The organism is Streptomyces sp. NPDC046727 (assembly GCF_040645635.1).
In the GTDB taxonomy this organism is placed as follows: Bacteria; Actinomycetota; Actinomycetes; order Streptomycetales; family Streptomycetaceae; genus Streptomyces.
This window is the reverse complement of record NZ_JBEYYR010000011.1, coordinates 1-16,933: the sequence shown is the minus strand read 5'-3', so window position 1 is coordinate 16,933 and position 16,933 is coordinate 1. Positions and strand designations below refer to the sequence as shown.

The 16,933-nt window shown below is 72.1% G+C and carries 11 protein-coding genes; 6 read left to right on the top strand and 5 right to left on the bottom strand.

Going from position 1 to position 16,933, the window contains the following annotated elements:
* Positions 1 to 101: 101 nt before the first annotated feature.
* Genes ABZ937_RS15825 through ABZ937_RS15810 form a run of 4 tightly spaced genes read right to left on the bottom strand, consistent with a single transcriptional unit; the run spans position 102 to position 3,708 of the window.
* Positions 102 to 1,304, bottom strand: a complete 1,203-nt coding sequence (locus tag ABZ937_RS15825) for a cytochrome P450 (RefSeq protein WP_361691688.1) — start codon at positions 1,302 to 1,304, stop codon at positions 102 to 104.
* Positions 1,305 to 1,333: 29 nt separating this feature from the next.
* Positions 1,334 to 2,182, bottom strand: a complete 849-nt coding sequence (locus tag ABZ937_RS15820) for a phytanoyl-CoA dioxygenase family protein (RefSeq protein WP_361691685.1) — start codon at positions 2,180 to 2,182, stop codon at positions 1,334 to 1,336.
* 51 nt (positions 2,183 to 2,233) lie between these two features.
* Positions 2,234 to 3,463 carry a beta-ketoacyl-[acyl-carrier-protein] synthase family protein gene (locus tag ABZ937_RS15815; RefSeq protein ID WP_361691682.1) on the bottom strand — a complete coding sequence of 410 codons (1,230 nt, stop codon included), beginning with the start codon at positions 3,461 to 3,463 and terminating at the stop codon, positions 2,234 to 2,236.
* A complete protein-coding gene (locus ABZ937_RS15810; RefSeq protein WP_361691679.1) occupies positions 3,460 to 3,708 on the bottom strand; it encodes an acyl carrier protein in 249 nt (82 codons plus the stop codon). Before ABZ937_RS15810 ends, ABZ937_RS15815 begins: the two co-directional genes overlap by 4 nt.
* Positions 3,709 to 4,049: 341 nt before the next feature.
* On the opposite strand from ABZ937_RS15810, the gene ABZ937_RS15805 reads away from it, so the two are divergent.
* The 4 genes from ABZ937_RS15805 (at position 4,050) to ABZ937_RS15790 (ending at position 10,983) form a co-directional block, all read left to right on the top strand.
* On the top strand, positions 4,050 to 5,225 hold the full coding sequence (locus tag ABZ937_RS15805) for a cytochrome P450 (protein WP_361691676.1): 1,176 nt from the start codon (positions 4,050 to 4,052) through the stop codon (positions 5,223 to 5,225).
* A gap of 143 nt (positions 5,226 to 5,368) precedes the next feature.
* Positions 5,369 to 7,288 carry a BTAD domain-containing putative transcriptional regulator gene (locus tag ABZ937_RS15800; RefSeq protein ID WP_361691673.1) on the top strand — a complete coding sequence of 640 codons (1,920 nt, stop codon included), beginning with the start codon at positions 5,369 to 5,371 and terminating at the stop codon, positions 7,286 to 7,288.
* Positions 7,289 to 7,412: 124 nt separating this feature from the next.
* Positions 7,413 to 10,004, top strand: coding sequence for an amino acid adenylation domain-containing protein (locus ABZ937_RS15795; RefSeq protein WP_361691670.1), 2,592 nt, complete (start codon positions 7,413 to 7,415; stop codon positions 10,002 to 10,004).
* Position 10,005: 1 nt separating this feature from the next.
* A complete protein-coding gene (locus ABZ937_RS15790; RefSeq protein ID WP_361691667.1) occupies positions 10,006 to 10,983 on the top strand; it encodes a TauD/TfdA family dioxygenase in 978 nt (325 codons plus the stop codon).
* Positions 10,984 to 11,071: 88 nt separating this feature from the next.
* Here the strand turns inward: ABZ937_RS15790 and ABZ937_RS15785 are convergent, their stop codons facing one another.
* The gene (locus ABZ937_RS15785) at positions 11,072 to 11,431 is read right to left on the bottom strand and encodes a hypothetical protein (RefSeq protein ID WP_361691664.1); all 360 of its coding nucleotides are present in this window, start codon (positions 11,429 to 11,431) and stop codon (positions 11,072 to 11,074) included.
* A 319-nt stretch (positions 11,432 to 11,750) separates the two neighbouring features.
* Here ABZ937_RS15785 and ABZ937_RS15780 point away from each other — a divergent pair, with 319 nt between their 5' ends.
* Together ABZ937_RS15780 and ABZ937_RS15775 are read left to right on the top strand one after the other, a co-directional pair.
* Entirely contained in the window at positions 11,751 to 11,966 is a 216-nt protein-coding gene (locus ABZ937_RS15780; protein ID WP_361691661.1) for an MbtH family protein, read from the top strand.
* Between the two features lie 131 nt (positions 11,967 to 12,097).
* Positions 12,098 to 16,933, top strand: a 4,836-nt coding sequence (locus ABZ937_RS15775) for a condensation domain-containing protein (RefSeq protein ID WP_361691658.1), incomplete at its 3' end; no start/stop codon positions are given.

The following is a 16,933-nucleotide window of genomic DNA, read 5'->3' as shown; positions in this document are numbered from 1 at the left end:
GGGGGTGCCCAGTCGGTGGAGGACCTTGATCTCCCGCACGAGACGTACGTCGTCCTCGGTGGAGTCCCGGTAGCCGTTGCCGAGCCGCCCGGGCCCGGATCCTAGGACGCCGTCATGCGCACGGGCAGCCGCTCGGGGCCGTTGACGACGATGGAGCTGAGGAGCGTCGGCTCGTCGTCCAGGGTGACCCGGATCGACCGGCTGAGGAGCTCGCCGTACAGGAGCCGCATCTCGACGCGGGCCAGTACGCTGCCGACGCAGAAGTGCTCGCCGAAGCCGAGCGCCAGGTGCCGGTTCGGCTGCCGCCGGACGTCGAACCGGTCGGGGTCCTGGAAGACCGACTCGTCCCGGTTGGCCGAGGGCAGCCAGAAGGTGACGCGATCACCGGCGGCGATCCGGCGGCCGTCGATCTCCACCTCGCGGGTCGCGGTGCGCATGATGTGGGTGGCGGTCGAGGTCCACCGCAGCACCTCCTCCACCCCCGACGGCAGCAGGTCCGGGCGTTCCGAGAGGATCTCCCACTGGTCGGGGTGGCGCAGGAACGCGAGCATGCCGCCGGCCGTCGCGATACGCGTGTTCTCGCTGCCGCCGACGAGGAGGTTGTCACAGTTCAGGATCACGTCGTCCGGCGAGAGGCGCTCACCGTCCACGCTGGCCGTCGCCAGCACGCTGACCAGGTCGTCGGCCGGGTTCTTGGCCTTGTCCGCCTGGAGCGCCTCGAAGTAGCCGAGGATGTCCAGGTGCGCGAGGCGCCGGGTGAGCGGGTCACCGGCGCCGAAGGCGTCACTGGTGAGCAGGAAGAGCTTCTCCCAGTCGGCGTCGGGAATCCCCATCATCTTGCAGATCACGTACAGCGGGACACGGGCGGCGACATCCGTGACGAAGTCACACGCGCCCCGCTCCAGCGCGTCGTCCACCACACGCCGTACGACATCCTGGACGTCCTGCTCCATGGCCCGGGCCGACCGCACGGAGAACCAGCCGTCGATCAGCCCGCGCAGCTGACGGTGCCGGGGCGCGTCGGTCAGGGCGAGGGTACGACCGCCGCCGGGGTCGGCGCCGTGGCTCTCCGGTCGCAGCAGAATGCCCTGCGCGGAGCTGAACCCGGCCGCGTCACGGTAGGCCGTCCGGATGTCGTCGTACCGGGTCAGGACCCAGAAGCCCGGGTACTCCGTCGGTTCGTGCCAGTACACGGGCTGGTGGGCGCGCAGCCAGCGCCACTGGACGAAGGGGTCGCCCTTCGCGTACAGCTCGGGATCCACCAGGTTGATGAGCGGCGGCTGCTCGGCGGACTCGGTCGGCATGCGGGTGTCTCGCACTTCTGCTCAGCGTCTCAGAGGGACACGGCGGGGTCGGGAAGGGCCTGGAGGTCCAGACGCGCGTCGGCGCGCGGCTCGACGGCAGTGGTGTCGCGCGAGACCAGGAACGCAGGACGGCTGGGGCACTTCGGGGCGTTGGCGACCGCGTTGTACGTGATGAGCAGCAGCGCGCGGCGGTCCGCCGACACGTTGTTCGACGACGAGTGGACGATGCTGGGGTGGAAGACCTGGATGGAGCCCTGGGGGCCCGTGAACAGCTTGTGCCCGCTCTGCTCGGCGAGGGCCCGGGCCCGGTCGGCGTTCACGGTGTACGCGAGGTCGGCGGAGACATGGCTGTGCCAGTCGGACTCCTCGCCGTCCGCTCGGCCCTCCGGCAGGTCGAGCAGGCCCAGGCGGTGCGATCCGGGGATGGCCATGAGCGGCCCGTTGTCCTCGTGGACGTCGTCCAGGGAGACGGCGATGTTCACGGCGTCCGGGCGGGGCATGCCGTCCTCCTCGTGCCAGAACGCGAAGTCCTGGTGCCACGGCCAGGCCGCCCCTTCGTGGGCCTGCTTCAGGTTGACCTTGAACTGGTAGACGTACACGGGCCCGCCGACGAGTTGCTCGGCGAGTTCCACGAGGTACGGATGGCGTACGAGTGCCGCGCACACCTCGTCGAACGCGTGACAGCCGTGGATGGCCCGGACGATCCCGCTGCCCTTCTCGTGCACCACCTCCGGCCTGCGCTCGCCGCTGATGGCGAGGGCCCGCTCCCGGAGCAGCGCCACGGCCGCGTCGCTGAAGCGGTAGGGCGGCTCGCACCACCCCTCCTTCTCGTACGCGGATGCAAGGCCGACGTGCGAGGCGGCGCCGATGCTGGCCATGGACAGGAACCTCCTGTGTGGGCGGGAACGGGAAGAGTCGGGGCGGCGGGGTCAGGCGGCCGTCAGGACGAGGGCCGCGTTCTGGCCGCCGAAGCCGAAGGACGTGCTGAGCGCGGCTCCCGCGACCACGTCCCGGGGCTTCTCCACGACCAGGTCCAGCTCGCTCGCCGCCTCGTCCACGCGGTCCAGGTTCGCCGTGGCCGGCACCCGCTGGTGCTGGAGCGCCAGGAGCGTGAAGGCCGCCTCCAGGGCACCCGACGCACCCAGGGCGTGTCCCGTCAGGCTCTTGGTGGCGGTCACCGCGGGAGCGTGCGGGAAGACCCGGCCGAGCATGGCCGCCTCCGCCACGTCGCCGAGCGGGGTCGCGGTGCCGTGGGCGTTGACGTGCCCGATGTCGGACGCCGCCATGCCCGCGTCGGCGAGGGCCGTGCGCGTGGCCAGCTCCGTGCCCCGTCCTTCGGGATCGGGCGTGGTGAAGTGGTAGGCGTCGGCGGAGGCGCCGAAGCCGGCGACGCGGCCGTGGACGCGGGCGCCGCGCGCCCGCGCGTCCTCGCCGCGCTCCAGCACGAGGATGCCCGCGCCCTCGCCGAGCACGAAGCCGTCCCGGTCGGCGTCGAAGGGACGGGACGCCTCGGCCGGAGCCGACACGCGGGTCGACAGCGCCCCCATGCGGCTGAAGCCGACGCTGGTGGCCCGGGACCGGGCCGACTCGGCGCCGCCGACGACCGCGATGTCGCAGCCGCCGGAGAGCAGCAGATCGCGGCCCAGACCGATGGCCGTGGCACCGGAGGCACAGGCCGTGCTCACGCTCAGGCTCGGGCCGAACGCCCGCAGATCGGTGCTGATCTCACCCGCCGCCAGGTTGGTGAGACAGCGCGGTATGAACAGCGGCGAGACACGGTCGTGGCGCTCCGCGGCGAACTGCTTGAACTGCTTGTCGAAGTGGCGGGTGCTCGTCCCGCCCACGCCCAGCACGACGGCGACCCGGGCACCGTCCCAGGTGGCGGGGTCGAGGCCGGCGTCGGCGACGGCCTCCCGGGCCGCGACGAGCGCCATCTGCGCGTACGGTTCGAGCCGCCACGACAGCCCGCGGCCCAGCAGGGCGTCCCCGTCGAAGCCCGGCACGGCACAGCAGAAGTCGACGGGCAGCCCCTCCAGCAGACTGTCCGGGGCAGCCGTCGAGACACCCGCGAGCAGGCCGGCCCAGGTGGCCTCGATGCCGATGCCCAACGGGGAGACCAGGCCGAGGCCGGTCACCGACACGGCGGGCCGGGCGCTCACGCCGTGGCCTCGGAGGGGCCGTTCATGGCGGCGGCCACGAGGGCCACCGCCTCACCGATGGTGCTGTCCGGCGTCAGCTCCAGGGGCGGAACCCCGTACTCCTCGTCCAGGACCACCGAGAACTCGACAAGAGCCAGCGAGTTGATCTTGAGTTCGACGAAGGTCACATCGGGGGTGATGAGCGATTTGTCGATGCCCAGCGTCTCCGAAAGCCGCTGGGCTACCTCGTCGTGAAGATCGGACATCGGACGTCCTTCCAGGAATGACCGGTCAGGCGTATGCCATCGGTTTACCGCAGCGGTGATCCGAGCAAATTCACCGTGAACCGCGAACAGACCGCCGCGGGCGTGGTCGGCGGCGAAAGCGGGCCGCTCGCGGCATTTTCGACGATAGTGTGCACGAACGGCCGAGGGGTGAGCCCGGCAGGGGCCCGGCCGTGTACGTGATGAATCCGGACCCTAGGCCAGGATCTCCGCCGTGGCAAGCGCCAACTCCCCGGCGCGCACCGCGATATATGAGTGAAAACGAAGCGATAAACAGCATGCGCATGGTGGACCGCGGCACATTATGACGGGGAGAGTTGCCGATGCAGAATTCGCGAGCCGCGCTCAAAGAGCCGGACGTACCGGAGGAGTTGCCGATCGGCCCGCTGCCGATCCCCTGCGACCCCGACGATCCGGCACCCATCCGCTGGGTGCGGATGCCGAACGGCACCGGCTGCTGGGCAGTGTCCGACTACCGGCTCGCCCGCCAGGTCCTCGCCGACCCGCGCTTCAGCCGCGCGGCCACCCTGGCGCCGGACATGCCCAGCCTCGCCAGCATCGACCCGTCACCCGACTCCATCATCAGCCTGGACGGCAAGGCGCACGCGCGGCTGCGCAGGATCGTGGCCGGGGCCTTCACGGAGCACCGTGTCGACGCGCTGCGCCCGATGATCGAAGGCCGCGTGCGGGAACTCCTGGACGAGCTGGCGGCGGGGGAGCAGCCGGCCGATCTGGTCGCCGGGCTCGCCGCGCCGCTGCCGCTGAGCGTGCTCTGTCACATGCTCGGCATCCCCGTCACCGACCACGAGAGCTTCCGCGCGTGGGTGCCGGTCCTCTTCGACCTGGACAGCGCGGGCCCCGAAAGCCGGGCCCGCGCCTTCCGTATCACCCTCTACATGGCCAAGCTCATCGAGCAGAAGCGACGTGAGCCCGGCGACGACCTCATCAGCGCCCTCATCCAGGCGGCCGACGCCGAGGGGAAGCTGACGAACGGTGAGCTGGTCACCCTGTCGCTGTCGCTGCTGATGGCCGGGTACGACTCCACCGCGGACCAGATCACCCTCGCCTTCCTGAGCCTCCTGCACGAACCGGCGCGCGCGGACGCCCTGCGCGCCGACCCGGACCTCGTCCCCGCCGAGGTGGAAGAGGTGCTGCAGACCAATCCCTCGGCCCCGATCTGCTTCAGCCGCGCCGTGACCGAGCCGGTACAGGTGGCGGACGTGACCATCCGTCCCGGGCAGCCGGTCCTGGTCTTCCTCATGGGCGCCCATCGCTCGCTGCGTGCGCGCGAGGGCACGAAGGCCGGCGCCCATCTCGCGTTCGGGCACGGGGTGCACCGCTGTCTCGGCGCACCTCTGGCGCGGCTCCAGCTGGCCACGGTGATCCGCCTGACGCTGGACCGTTTCCCTCGCCTCGCGCTCGCGGAGGACGTCGCCGGCCTGCGCTGGAAGCCAGCCGCGGCGACCCGGGGCCTCACCGCGCTCCGCGTGCGCTGGTGAACGACGGCGGTCACCGCACGCCGGCCGCGCCCGCCCGACGGGGCGGCCACGGCAACGGCCCACACGGTGAGACGTGTGCCTATAGTGATTCACAGTTCCACTTGCTACGGGGAAAACAGGCGGGATAACGGGGGAAATCTGGCATGACCTCTTGTGATGCCGACCAAGCACGAGAGACTGACAGCGACCGGATCGCGATTTCGGCTTTAGGGACATTGCTGGCGACCGTCAACGGCCGCCCGGTGACGATTGCCGGCCCGCGGCAGCGCACCATCTTCGCGATGCTCGTCCTTGCCTGGGGCAGGGTCGTATCCGTGGACAGTCTGGTCGACGCGGTCTGGGGGGTCAGACCGCCCACCACCGCCCGCACGCAAGTGGCCATCTGCATCGGCGCCTTGCGCAAGGCGTTCCGGGCGGCTCATGTCAGTGAACCGGTCATTCTGACCACGCATCCGGGATACCAGCTCCTGACCGACTCCTGCTCTTTTGATGTCCGTGACTTCGCCGCCATGGCGTGCGACGCCGCCGACAACGTCCGGCAGGGGCGCCTCGAAGAGGGCGTCGGCCTGTACCGCAAGGCCCTCGACCTGTGGACCGGGCCCGCCCTGTGCGGAGTCGCCGGGCAGATGGTCGAGGACGAGGCCACCCGCCTGGAGGCCGAACGCCTCGCCGTGTACGAGGCGTTGTTCGACGCGGAGCTGTCCCTCGGCCGCCACAACGAGGTGCTGCCCGAACTGTCCGCGGTCGCCGACGACCACCCCCTGCACGAGAAGCTGCGGCACAGCCTGATGCTGGCCCAGTACCGCTCCGGGCGCAGGGCGGAGGCGGCGGAGGGCTTCCGGAGCTGGCGCCGGCGGTTCGTCGACGAGATCGGCATGGAGCCCAGCGCGTCGATCCACCGGCTGCACAACGCCATCCTCAAGGACGCGCCGGAACTCGCCCTGAGCGCCGAGGCGGCACCCGCCACGGACCGCCGCACCACTCCGGTGGAACTGCCCGCCGACGTCCTCGACTTCACCGGACGCGGCGAGGAGCTCGCCGCCCTGGACGCCCTGCTGGACCGCACGCCCGGTCGGCCGCCGGCCCGCACGGGCGTCGTCGCCGGCACCGCCGGGGTGGGCAAGACGAGCCTCGTGGTGCACTGGGCGAGCCGCGCCTGGGAATCCTTCCCCGACGGGCTGCTCTACGCGGACCTCTCCCAGTACGAGTGGAGCGACGAGGCGGCCACCGTGCACTGCCTGCTCCAGCGCTTCCTGCGCGTCCTCGGGGTCACCGCGGAGAACGTGCCCGAAGGGCTCGACGAATGCGTCTCGTTCTACCGCAGCCTGCTCGCCGAGCGTCGCGTCCTGGTGGTGCTCGACAACGCGCGGACACTCGCGCACGTCCAGCCGTTCCTGCCCGGGTACGGCGACTCACGGATCCTCGTCACCACCGACGGACGGCAGGACCCGTTGGCCGTCGGACGCGGAACGGTCCGCGTCGACCTGGACGCCCTGCCCCTGCCCGAGGCCGCCGACCTGGTGACGCGGCTGGTCGGCGAGCGACGCGTCCTGGACGACCCGCTGGCCATGCGCGAGCTGTGCCGGCTGTGCGGCGGGCTGCCCCTCGCGCTGCGCGCCGCCGCGGGCCGTCTCCTCGCCAAACCCCACTGGTCCGTACGGCACTTCGTCTACCGCATCTCCGAAGAGGACCGGCGCCTCGAAGAACTCGGTGCCGGCGGCGTGGAACTGCGAGCCGGATTCGAGCGCGGCTACCGCGGCCTGACCGCCGCAGCGGCCCACATGTGCCGCATGCTGGGACTCCTCGACACTGCGCACTTCACCGCGTACACGGGTGCCGCGCTGCTCGCTGTCGACCGGGCCGAAGCCGAGGACGCCATGGAGCAACTCTTCGACATGCATCTCGTGCGAGTGGCCGGCGTAGGGGCCGAGGGAACGCTCCGCTACGCCTTCCACGAACTGGTGCGGCTGTGCGCCCGGGAGAAAGCGCTCACGGAAGTGACCGAGGAGGAACGATACGCCGCGCTCGCCCGCCTTTCCGTCGCACAACTGGCCCGCTGCTGAACACAGGGAAATCACGCAGGGCGTCCGATCGATATTCCGCTGATAAGCCGCCCGCTTAACGTTCGGCGTATCAGCTGAAGGGGTCAGTGGGGCCCGGACAACTCGGCGCACGAAAGGTACGGGTGTGGAGACTGGGCCGCCGGGAGCGTTCTGGCACCGTGTGCTCACGGGCAGCAGGTACACGCCGCTGCCCCGATGGCCGGCGAACGCGCCGCGTCCCGCCGGAGCCGTCGGCCGCCGCGTGCCGCCCGAAACCCCGGGCACGCCGGCCGCGGTGTACGCCGGCGTGCCACCACGGACCGCGGACGCGCTGCGGCACCTGTGCCGGCGCTCCGCGGTGGCACTGGACACCGCGGTCCTCGCCGCGTACGTCAAGGTACTGGCGCAGGTCACCGGCGAACCGGCCGTGACCTGCGGCTATCGCTCGCCCGCCGGTGACGGTCCGGTGCCCTGCCCGGTGTCCGTCGCCGACGGTTCCTGGGCCGCGCTCCTCGGCGACGTGGCTCGCGCCGAGTCGGAGCTCGTCCGGCACCTCCCGGCCCGCTCCGAAGCACTGGGAGCCCTCCCGGCAGCGGAACCCGGCCTCCGCGGTCCCTTCTTCGACGCACTCTTCGTCGCGGGCCACGCGCCCCTCACCACCGACCTTCCGGCCGACGCCGTCCTCGCGGCGGGGCTGTCCCGGGACGGTGACGCGCTGACGCTGGTGCTCCGCCACCGACCGGAGGCGGTGGGCGGCGACCAGGCGGGACGCTTCGCCGGGTACCTGCTCGCCGCGCTGCGCGCGCTCACCGAGACACCGGAAGCCCTCCACCACGAGTGGAGCCCGGTCTCGGACGACGAAGTCAGCTATCAGACCCACGCGTTGGCCGGTCCGCGGCGCGAGCTGCCCGACCGCCGCGTGCACGAACTCTTCGAGGAGCAGGCCCGGCTGCGTCCCGACGACGTCGCAGCCGTGCACAACGCCACGGTGTGGACGTACGCGCAGCTCAACCAGCGCGTCAACCGGCTGGCGCACACCCTGCTGGACGCCGGACTGGCGGCCGAGGACGTGGTCGGCGTCGTCATGGAACGCGACCTGGAGTGGCTCGCGTCCGTGCTCGCCGTCCTCAAGGCGGGCGGCGTCTACCTGCCGGTGGAACCGCAGTTCCCCGCCCACCGGGTCGGTGACATGCTGCGACGCGCCGGCTGCCGGCACGTCCTCACCCGCCGTGGCGTCTCTCCCGGTCTCGGCACAGCCCTGGCGCGGCTGCCCGGCGTGCGCACCGACCACGTCGAGGAGGTGCTCGCCGCGCCGGGACCGGTGACGGATCCGAAGGTGCCGGTCGCGGCGGGACAGAGCGCGTACCTCTACTTCACCTCCGGCTCGACCGGCACGCCCAAGGGCGCGGTGTGCGAGCACGCGGGCTTCCTCAACCACCTCCTCGCCAAGATCGAGGACCTGGGTGTCACCGCCGGCACGGTGGTGGCGCAGACCGCACCCCAGTGCTTCGACATCTCCCTGTGGCAGCTCGTCGCGGCCCTCGCCGTCGGCGGTCGTACCGTCATCGTGGACCAGGCGGCCGTCGAGGACGTGGCGCTGCTCGTCGACACCCTCGCCAGGGAACGCGTCGAGGTCGCGCAGGTGGTGCCGTCCTACCTGGAGACGATGCTCGCCGAACTGGACCGCGAGCAGCGGCGCCTGCCCCACCTGCGCTGTGTGTCGGCGACCGGCGAGGCCTTGAAGAAGGAACTGGTCGAGCGCTGGTTCGCGACATGCCCCGAGGTGGCGCTCGTCAACGCGTACGGACTGACCGAGACGTCGGACGACACCAACCACGAGGTGATGCGGCACGTACCGGACCAGGCCGCGGTGCCGCTGGGCAGGCCCGTCGCCAACGTGCGGGTGTACGTCCTCGACCCGGCGCTACGGCCCGTCCCGCTCGGCTCACCGGGAGAGATCGCCTTCTCCGGGGTGTGCGTGGGCCGCGGCTACGTCAACGACGAGGAGCGGACCCGTGCCGCCTTCGTGCCCGATCCGCTCGTACCGGGGGAGCGGATGTACCGCTCGGGAGACTTCGGACGCTGGCTGCCCGACGGGCGCCTGGAGTTCCTCGGACGCCGGGACGCGCAGGTCAAGATCCGGGGCTTCCGGATCGAGATCGGCGAGATCGAGAACGCCCTGCTCAAGGTGAACGGCGTACGCGACAGCGCCGTCGTCGTGACGGGCACCGGGGAACACCGGCAGCTCGCCGCCTTCTGCACGGGCGCCGAGGTGCCCCCGGACCGCCTCGCGGCGGCCCTGCGCGAGGTACTGCCCGCGTACATGGTGCCGGATCACTTCCACCACCTGCCCGAGCTTCCGCTGACCGGCAACGGCAAGACCGACCGCAAGGCACTGGCCCGCATCGCCGACGGTCCGGCCGCCCACGACAGCCGCTCGCCGGCGCGGGAACCCGGCGGTGAGCCCCCGCGCACCGAGACCGAGCGCAGACTGGCCGGACTGTGGGCCGACGTGCTCAAGGTGCCGGCCGCCGGGATCCGCCGCGAATCCGACTTCTTCGCCCTGGGCGGAACCTCCCTCTCCCTCGTCCGCCTGGCCATCGGGCTCGACCGCGCGGTGTCACCCCGTGAGCTGCGGGACACCCCGCTGCTGGCGGACCTGGCCGCGCTCGTCGACGCCAAGACCGCGGCGGTGACCACCGAACCTACGACCACGGCGGCTGACACGCGTGACTGACGTGACGACAACCTCGACGTCCGAGGTCCTCCCCGACGGCTCCCGCCTCGTCCTGGAGCCGGGACGCACCCCACTCCTCCAGCTCCCGCACCAGGAACTGCCCGCGCCCGCCGTACGGCAGCTGCTCACCCGGCACGGCGCGGTCCTCCTGCGCGGGCTCGGCCTCACCGCCCCGGCGGACCTGGCCAGAGCGGCACACACCCTCGGGGTGACACCCGTGCCGGAACGCGAGGGCTTCGCGGCCCGCGACGACTTCGGCCAGGGGGTGTACTCGGCGTCGCGGTGGCCCGCCGACGAGCCGATGTGCATGCACCACGAGCTGAGCTACGCCGACGAGGTGCCGGGCATCGCGCTCTTCGGCTGTCTGAAGGCACCACGGCACGGTGGCGGCACGGCCCTGGCCGACGCGGCACGCGTCCTCGCCGCCCTGCCCGCGGAACTCGTGGACCCGTTCGCGCGACACGGCTGGCTGCTCGCCCGGCACTACGGCGAGGTGGGGGTGAGCTGGGCGGAAGCCTTCGGCACCGAGGACCGCGAGGCGGTGTCCGCGTACTGCCGCGACCACGCCGTGTCGCACCGGTGGCTCCCGGACGGATCACTGCGCACGCTCCAGCGCCGGGCCGCGGTCGTCGACCACCCCGCCCTCGGCGAGCGCCTGTGGTTCAACCAGATCGCGTTCCTGAACGAGTTCACCATGGACGCCACCGTCAGGGAGTACCTGGTCTCCCTGTACGGCCCGGACGCGTTGCCCTTCACCACCTTCCACGGCGACGGGACGCCCGTGCCGGAGCAGGCGGTCCAGGCCATCAACGACACGTACGCCGCGGCCACGGTCAGCGAGCCGTGGCAGGCGGGCGACGTGCTGGTCTTGGACAACCTGCGGATGGCCCACAGCCGCGAGGCGTACCAGGGCGAGCGCGAGATCGTCGCGCTGTTCGGGGACCCGGTGCGCCTTCCCGGGCACGTGTGGCCCGACTGAGTCGCCGACGACGGCGTCGTCGTGGCGATGGCGCCGGACCCGGGCGAGCGGCGCCCCGACACCATCCACCGGACGAAACGACGGAGCGTCAGATCAGCCGCATCCGGCCGGCACGCTCGACGGCGGCCGGATAGCAGTACGCGGCACGCGAGGCGGAGAGCAGCGGCACGCCCCGGGCATGCGCCACATGCGACGCGTGACAGGCGGCGAGCACCTCAGGGCCCTCGATGCGCTGGTCCGCGCACCGGGCGTACAGCCTGCCCGCGGCCACGGCGTCCTGCGGGGAGAGTTCGAGGATGTCGACACCCCCGCGGTCGAAGAGGTTCTGCACCGCTGAGCCCGTACCGAATGGATGCTCCTTCGTGCAGTAGTCGTCCCAGCAGGTGCGCATTGCACAGGCCACCGCGAAGGTGACGGCGGGTATGACGAGGTGAATGTCCTTGGACATGACGGCGGCTTTCACGGAAGACGCGGCCGAAGAGTGTCCGGTCGCAATCCGGTACAACGCGAAAGAATCGGCGACTGCGTACCCGTCTGAGGTTTCCAGGACGTCGTGCAGTTCCACTGATGCTCCCCTCGGTGGCAGGGCAGTTTACGTGACGGTGAGCGAAAGGATAGCGCCTGCCGAGACCGTTCAGGGGAGCCAACTCGGCGACCGATAAAGGCAGATGGCGCAGCGATATCGAAGTGATGCAAGCCCATGATGAACTGGACGCATCGGCTTCTCACGCTGCCGACGGCCCCATTATCGAAATCGAGGTTGTGGTGTGACGAACCCCTTTGAGAACACAGAGGGAAAGTTCCTCGTCCTGCTCAACGAGGAGGAGCAGTACTCGCTGTGGCCCAGCTCCATCGAAGTGCCCGAGGGGTGGCGGGTCGTCGTTGAGGAGACGGACCGGCAGGCGTGCGTCGACTTCATCGAGGAGAACTGGACCGATATGCGCCCCAAGTCGCTGCGCGACGCCATGGACGCACACGTCTGAGAAAGCCTTCGAGCCAGGGCGGGCCGCCGCGGAGGACGCCCCGCCCTGGCTTGCTTTCCCCTTCATTTTTCCGGATTCGCAACTCATGGGGTAGGTAGCAGGTGTCTGGCACTGGAACCGCTCGCCGGCCGTTGTCCGCTGCGCAGTCGGGCGTCTGGTTCGCCCACCAGATGGGCGTGACGGACCTGGACTTCAGTCTCGCCCAGTGCGTGGAGATCCGCGGCACCATCGACGCGGAGCTGCTGGCGGCGGCCACCCGCGCGGCCCTCGAAGAGGCGGACGCCCTGCGCGTCCGCTTCACCGAGGACGCGGACGGCGTGTGGCAGACACCCATGCCCGTCCCCGACGGCGTCCTGTCCTTCCACGACGTGTCGGCCGACCCGGACCCCGCCGAGACCGCGCTGCGCCGGATGCGCGAGGACCGCGCCCGCCCCGTCGACCTCCTCGCCGAGCGGCTGTACGACCTGGCCCTGTTCCGCCTCGCACCGGACCACTTCTTCTGGTACACCCGCGCCCATCACGCCGTCATCGACGGCCACGGCGCCACCCTGTTCACCCGCCGCGTCGCCGACATCTACACGGCCCTCGCCCAGGGCGATCCCCTCGGTGACTCGCCGTTCGGCACCTTCGCCACCCTCGTCTCCGAGGACCAGGAGTACCGGGCGTCGGCGGACTTCGCCACGGACCGCGCCTACTGGGAGAACCGACTCGCCGACCGGCCGGCCAGGTTCAGCCTGTCGCGGCGCACCGCCGCATCCCGCGCCTCCTCGCTGCGCGCCACCACCCACCTCGCGGCACCGCTCAACGACGCGCTCATCGCCGCCGCCCGCACCGCCCGCACCCACTGGTCGGTGCTCCTCACCGCCGCCGTCGCCCTGTACGCGCACCGCATGACCGGCGCCGACGACATCACGCTCGGCTTCCCCGTCACCGCCCGCGTCAGCCTCGCGGCCCGGCGCACCCCCGGCATGACCGCCAACGTCGTCCCCCTGCGCCTGGCCGTCTCCGCCGACGACGACTTCGCCGGCCTCGTCCGGCGGACCGGCCAGGTCGTGCAGGACGCGCTGCGGCACCAGCGCTACCGCCAGGAAGACCTGCAGCGTCACTTCGCCACCGCCGCCGACGGCTCCGGCTCCTTCGGCCCGCTGGTCAACATCATGACCGTGGACGACGGGCTCACCTTCGGCGAGTACCCCGCCCGACTCGTCAACCTCGGCAACGGGCCCCTGGACGACCTGGCCTTCGACGTGTACGGCACCGCCCGCGGCGAGAGCCTCGTCATCCACCTCGACGGCAACGACACCCTCTACACCGCCGAGGAACTCGGCGGACACCTGGAGCGATTCGAGCACATCCTGGGCGCGGCCCTGGCCGACCCCGGCCGGACCGTGGCCCAGCTGGACCCGCTGCCGCCGCGCGAGCGGCAACTGATCCTCGGCACGTGGAGCACCCCCGCCGACGACACGCCGCCCGCGACGACGGTACCCGAGCTGGTCCAGGAGCAGGTCCGGCGCACCCCCGACGCCCCCGCCGTGACCAGCACCGCGGGCGACGTCTCGTACCGTGAGCTGAACGCCCGCGCGAACCGTCTGGCCCGGCTGCTGATCGACCACGGCGCGGGCCCGGGGCACACGGTCGCCCTCGCCCTGCCGCGGTCCCCGGAGTGGGCCGTGGCCGCGCTCGCGGTCGCCAAGACCGGCGCGGCCTGCCTGCTCCAGCACCCCGACGCACCGGCCGTCTCCGACGACGCCCCCCGACCCGTGTGCGCGGTGACATCGGGCCACACCCTCACCCCGCTCCCGCGCACCCTGCCACGCGTCACCCCGGACGCACCGGACACGGCCGAGGCCCTCGCCCGGTACGCGGACACGGACGTCACCGACGAGGACCGCACAGCCACCCTGCTGCCCGCGCACCCGGCGCAGACGAGCCACCCGGCGGGCGAGACGACCTCCCACGCGGCCCTCACCAGCCGGCTCGCCTGGCTGCGCACCGCCCACCCGCAACGCCCCGGCGACCGCGCCCTGCACGGCACCGCATCCCTGTGGGCGTTCTTCCGGGCGCTCAGCAGCGGGGCGACCCTGGTGATCCCGCACCCGGACGCGCCCCACCCGACCCCCGGCGCACCTCAGCGTGACGCGACGCGCACGGCCGCCGCCCTCGCCGCGGACATCAGGACGCACGGCGTCACCACCCTGCACACCACCCCCACGGTGCTGGCCGCACTCCTCGCCGAGCACGCGGACGCGTGCACCTCCCTGCGCGCCGTCGTCTGCGCCGGCGAACCCCTCCCGGCCTGGCTGCCGCCCCGCTTCCACGACACCCTGCACCAGGCGGCCCTGTACGCCGCCCACACCCCGGCCGGAGCCGGCGTCCCCGCCCTCTTCTGGGCCGCCGACAGCGACACCGGCACCGGCGGCGCCCCCCTGGGCCGCCCCATGCCCGGCACCCGCGCCTACGTACTCGACGCACAGCTGCGCCCGGTTCCGCCCGGCGCGACCGGCGAGCTGTACCTGGCGGAGGAGGCGGCCGCCCTCGGCCTCCCCGCCCGGCCGGCCCGCACCGCCGCATTCCTCGTCGCCGACCCGCACGGTCGGCCCGGCGGGCGACTGCGGCGCACCGGGGAGCCGGCCCGATGGCGCGCCGACGGCACCCTCGAACAGGCCGGCTCCGCGGCCCGGACCGCCGTCCCCGGCCCGGGCGGGGACCTCGCCGCCGTCGAAGCCGCCGTACTGACGCACCCCCACGTCGCCCAGACGGCCGTCCTCGACCGCGCGGACGCGTCGGGCACCCCGCTCCGCGTGGCGTACGTGGTGCCGCGCTCCGGCGCCACCGTCGACCCGGACACGATCCGGCGCCACGCCGCCGAACGGCTGCCCGAAGCACAGGCCCCGACGGCACTGGTGGTCCTCGACGCGCTGCCCGTCACCCCGCACCACCTGCTCGACCACGCGGCCCTGCCCCTTCCGGCCGGGGCCGCGGCACCGGCCCGCCGCACCGCCCGCAACCCCAGGGAAGCGGCGCTGTGCCGCCTCTTCGCGGAGGTACTGGGCGTCGACACCCCCGGCATCGACGACAGCTTCTTCGACCTCGGCGGCCAGTCCCTCACCTCCGTCCGGCTCCTGAGCCGGGTCCGCAAGGAGTTCGGCGCCGAGATCCCCGTGCGCGCCCTGTTCGAGGCGCCCACGGTGGCCCAGTTCGCCCAGCGGCTCGACGCGGCCGAGCGCGCCGCCGACCACGCCCTGGTCCCCGCCGAGCGTCCCGAGGTGATCCCCCTCTCGTTCGCGCAGCGCCGCCTGTGGTTCCTCAACCGCCTCGAAGGGCCCACCTCGTCGGCGTACAACATGTCGTTCGCCGTACGACTCACGGGCACCCTGGACCGGGACGCCCTGGCCGCCGCCCTGCGGGACACCGTCGAGAGGCACGAGTCGCTGCGGACCGTCTTCCCCGAAGGCCCCGACGGCGCCCCCCACCAGGAGATCCTCAGCGCCGACCGGGTCCCCGCCACCCCGCTCGACACCGTGCCCACCAGCGCCGACGAGCTGCCGCTGCTCCTCGGCCAGGCCGCCGGGCGCGGCTACGACCTGACCCGCGACCTGCCCCTGCGCTGCGTCCTGTTCACCGTCGACGACACCTCGCACGTACTGCTCGTCGTACTGCACCACATCGCCGGCGACGGCTGGTCGATGGTCCCCCTCGCGCGCGACCTGGTCACCGCGTACGAGGCACACACGGCAGGCGCCACCCCGGACTGGAAGCCGCTGCCCGTGCAGTACGCGGACTACTCCTTGTGGCAGCGCCGCGCCCTCGGCGACGAGAACGACCACGACAGCCCGCTCGCCCGCCAGCTCGCCTACTGGGCACGGACGCTGGACGGACTGCCCGAGCAGCTTGAACTGCCGGCCGACCGGCCGCGCCCGGCCGTCGCCTCGCACCAGGGCGAGAGCCTCCCGGTGACCCTCGGCCCCGCCCTGCACCAGGCCCTGGCCGAGCTGGCACAGGAGACCGACGCCAGCCTCTTCATGGTGGTCCAGGCGGCGTTCGCGGCACTGCTGTCCCGCATGGGTGCGGGTACGGACATCCCGATCGGTTCGCCGGTGGCCGGCCGCACGGACGAGGCGCTGGACGAGCTGGTCGGGTTCTTCGTGAACACACTGGTGCTGCGGACGGACGTGTCGGGTGACCCGACGTTCCGTGAACTGGTCGACCGGGTCCGTGAGGCCGACCTGGCCGCCTACGCGCACCAGGACGTGCCGTTCGAGCACCTCGTGGAGACGCTGAACCCCGCCCGCTCCATGGCCGCGCACCCGCTCTTCCAGGTGATGCTCGCCTTCCAGAACAACGAAGCGCCCCGCTTCGAACTCCCCGGCATCACCACCGAGATCGAGCAACTCGACACCGGGGCATCGAAGTTCGACCTGCTCCTGAACCTCACCGAACAGCACGACGCCGACGGCGAGCCCACCGGTCTGACGGGATTCCTGGAGTACGCCGTCGACCTCTTCGACCGGGCGACGGTCGAGGGCCTGGTGGAGCGGCTGGGCCGACTGCTGTCGGCGGTGGTGGCGGATCCGGATGCGCGGATCGGCCGGCTGGATGTGTTCCTGGAGGGGGAGCGCCGGGAGGTACTGCACGGCTGGAACGACACGGGTGTGGTGGTGCCGTGGGTGTCGTTGCCGGAGTCGTTCGAGGCGCGGGTGGCGGTCGATCCCCAGGCGTCTGCCGTGGTGTTCGAGGGTGTGGAGCTGTCGTACGGGGAGGTGAATGCTCGGGCGAACCGGTTGGCGCGGTTGCTGGTGGAGCGTGGGGCGGGGCCTGAGAGGGTGGTGGCGTTGATGCTGCCGCGTTCGGAGTGGTTGCCGGTGGCGTTGCTGGCGGTGGTGAAGTCGGGTGCGGCGTATCTGCCGGTGGATCCGGAGTATCCGGCGGAGCGGATCGCCTACATGCTCGATGACGCGCGGCCGGTG

Coding starts and splice junctions, on each gene's coding strand:
- ABZ937_RS15825 (WP_361691688.1), bottom strand. CDS start 1,304: ATGCCGACCGAGTCCGCCGAGCAGCCGCCGCTCATCAACCTGGTGGAT.
- ABZ937_RS15820 (WP_361691685.1), bottom strand. CDS start 2,182: ATGGCCAGCATCGGCGCCGCCTCGCACGTCGGCCTTGCATCCGCGTAC.
- ABZ937_RS15810 (WP_361691679.1), bottom strand. CDS start 3,708: ATGTCCGATCTTCACGACGAGGTAGCCCAGCGGCTTTCGGAGACGCTG.
- ABZ937_RS15805 (WP_361691676.1), top strand. CDS start 4,050: ATGCAGAATTCGCGAGCCGCGCTCAAAGAGCCGGACGTACCGGAGGAG.
- ABZ937_RS15800 (WP_361691673.1), top strand. CDS start 5,369: ATGACCTCTTGTGATGCCGACCAAGCACGAGAGACTGACAGCGACCGG.
- ABZ937_RS15785 (WP_361691664.1), bottom strand. CDS start 11,431: ATGTCCAAGGACATTCACCTCGTCATACCCGCCGTCACCTTCGCGGTG.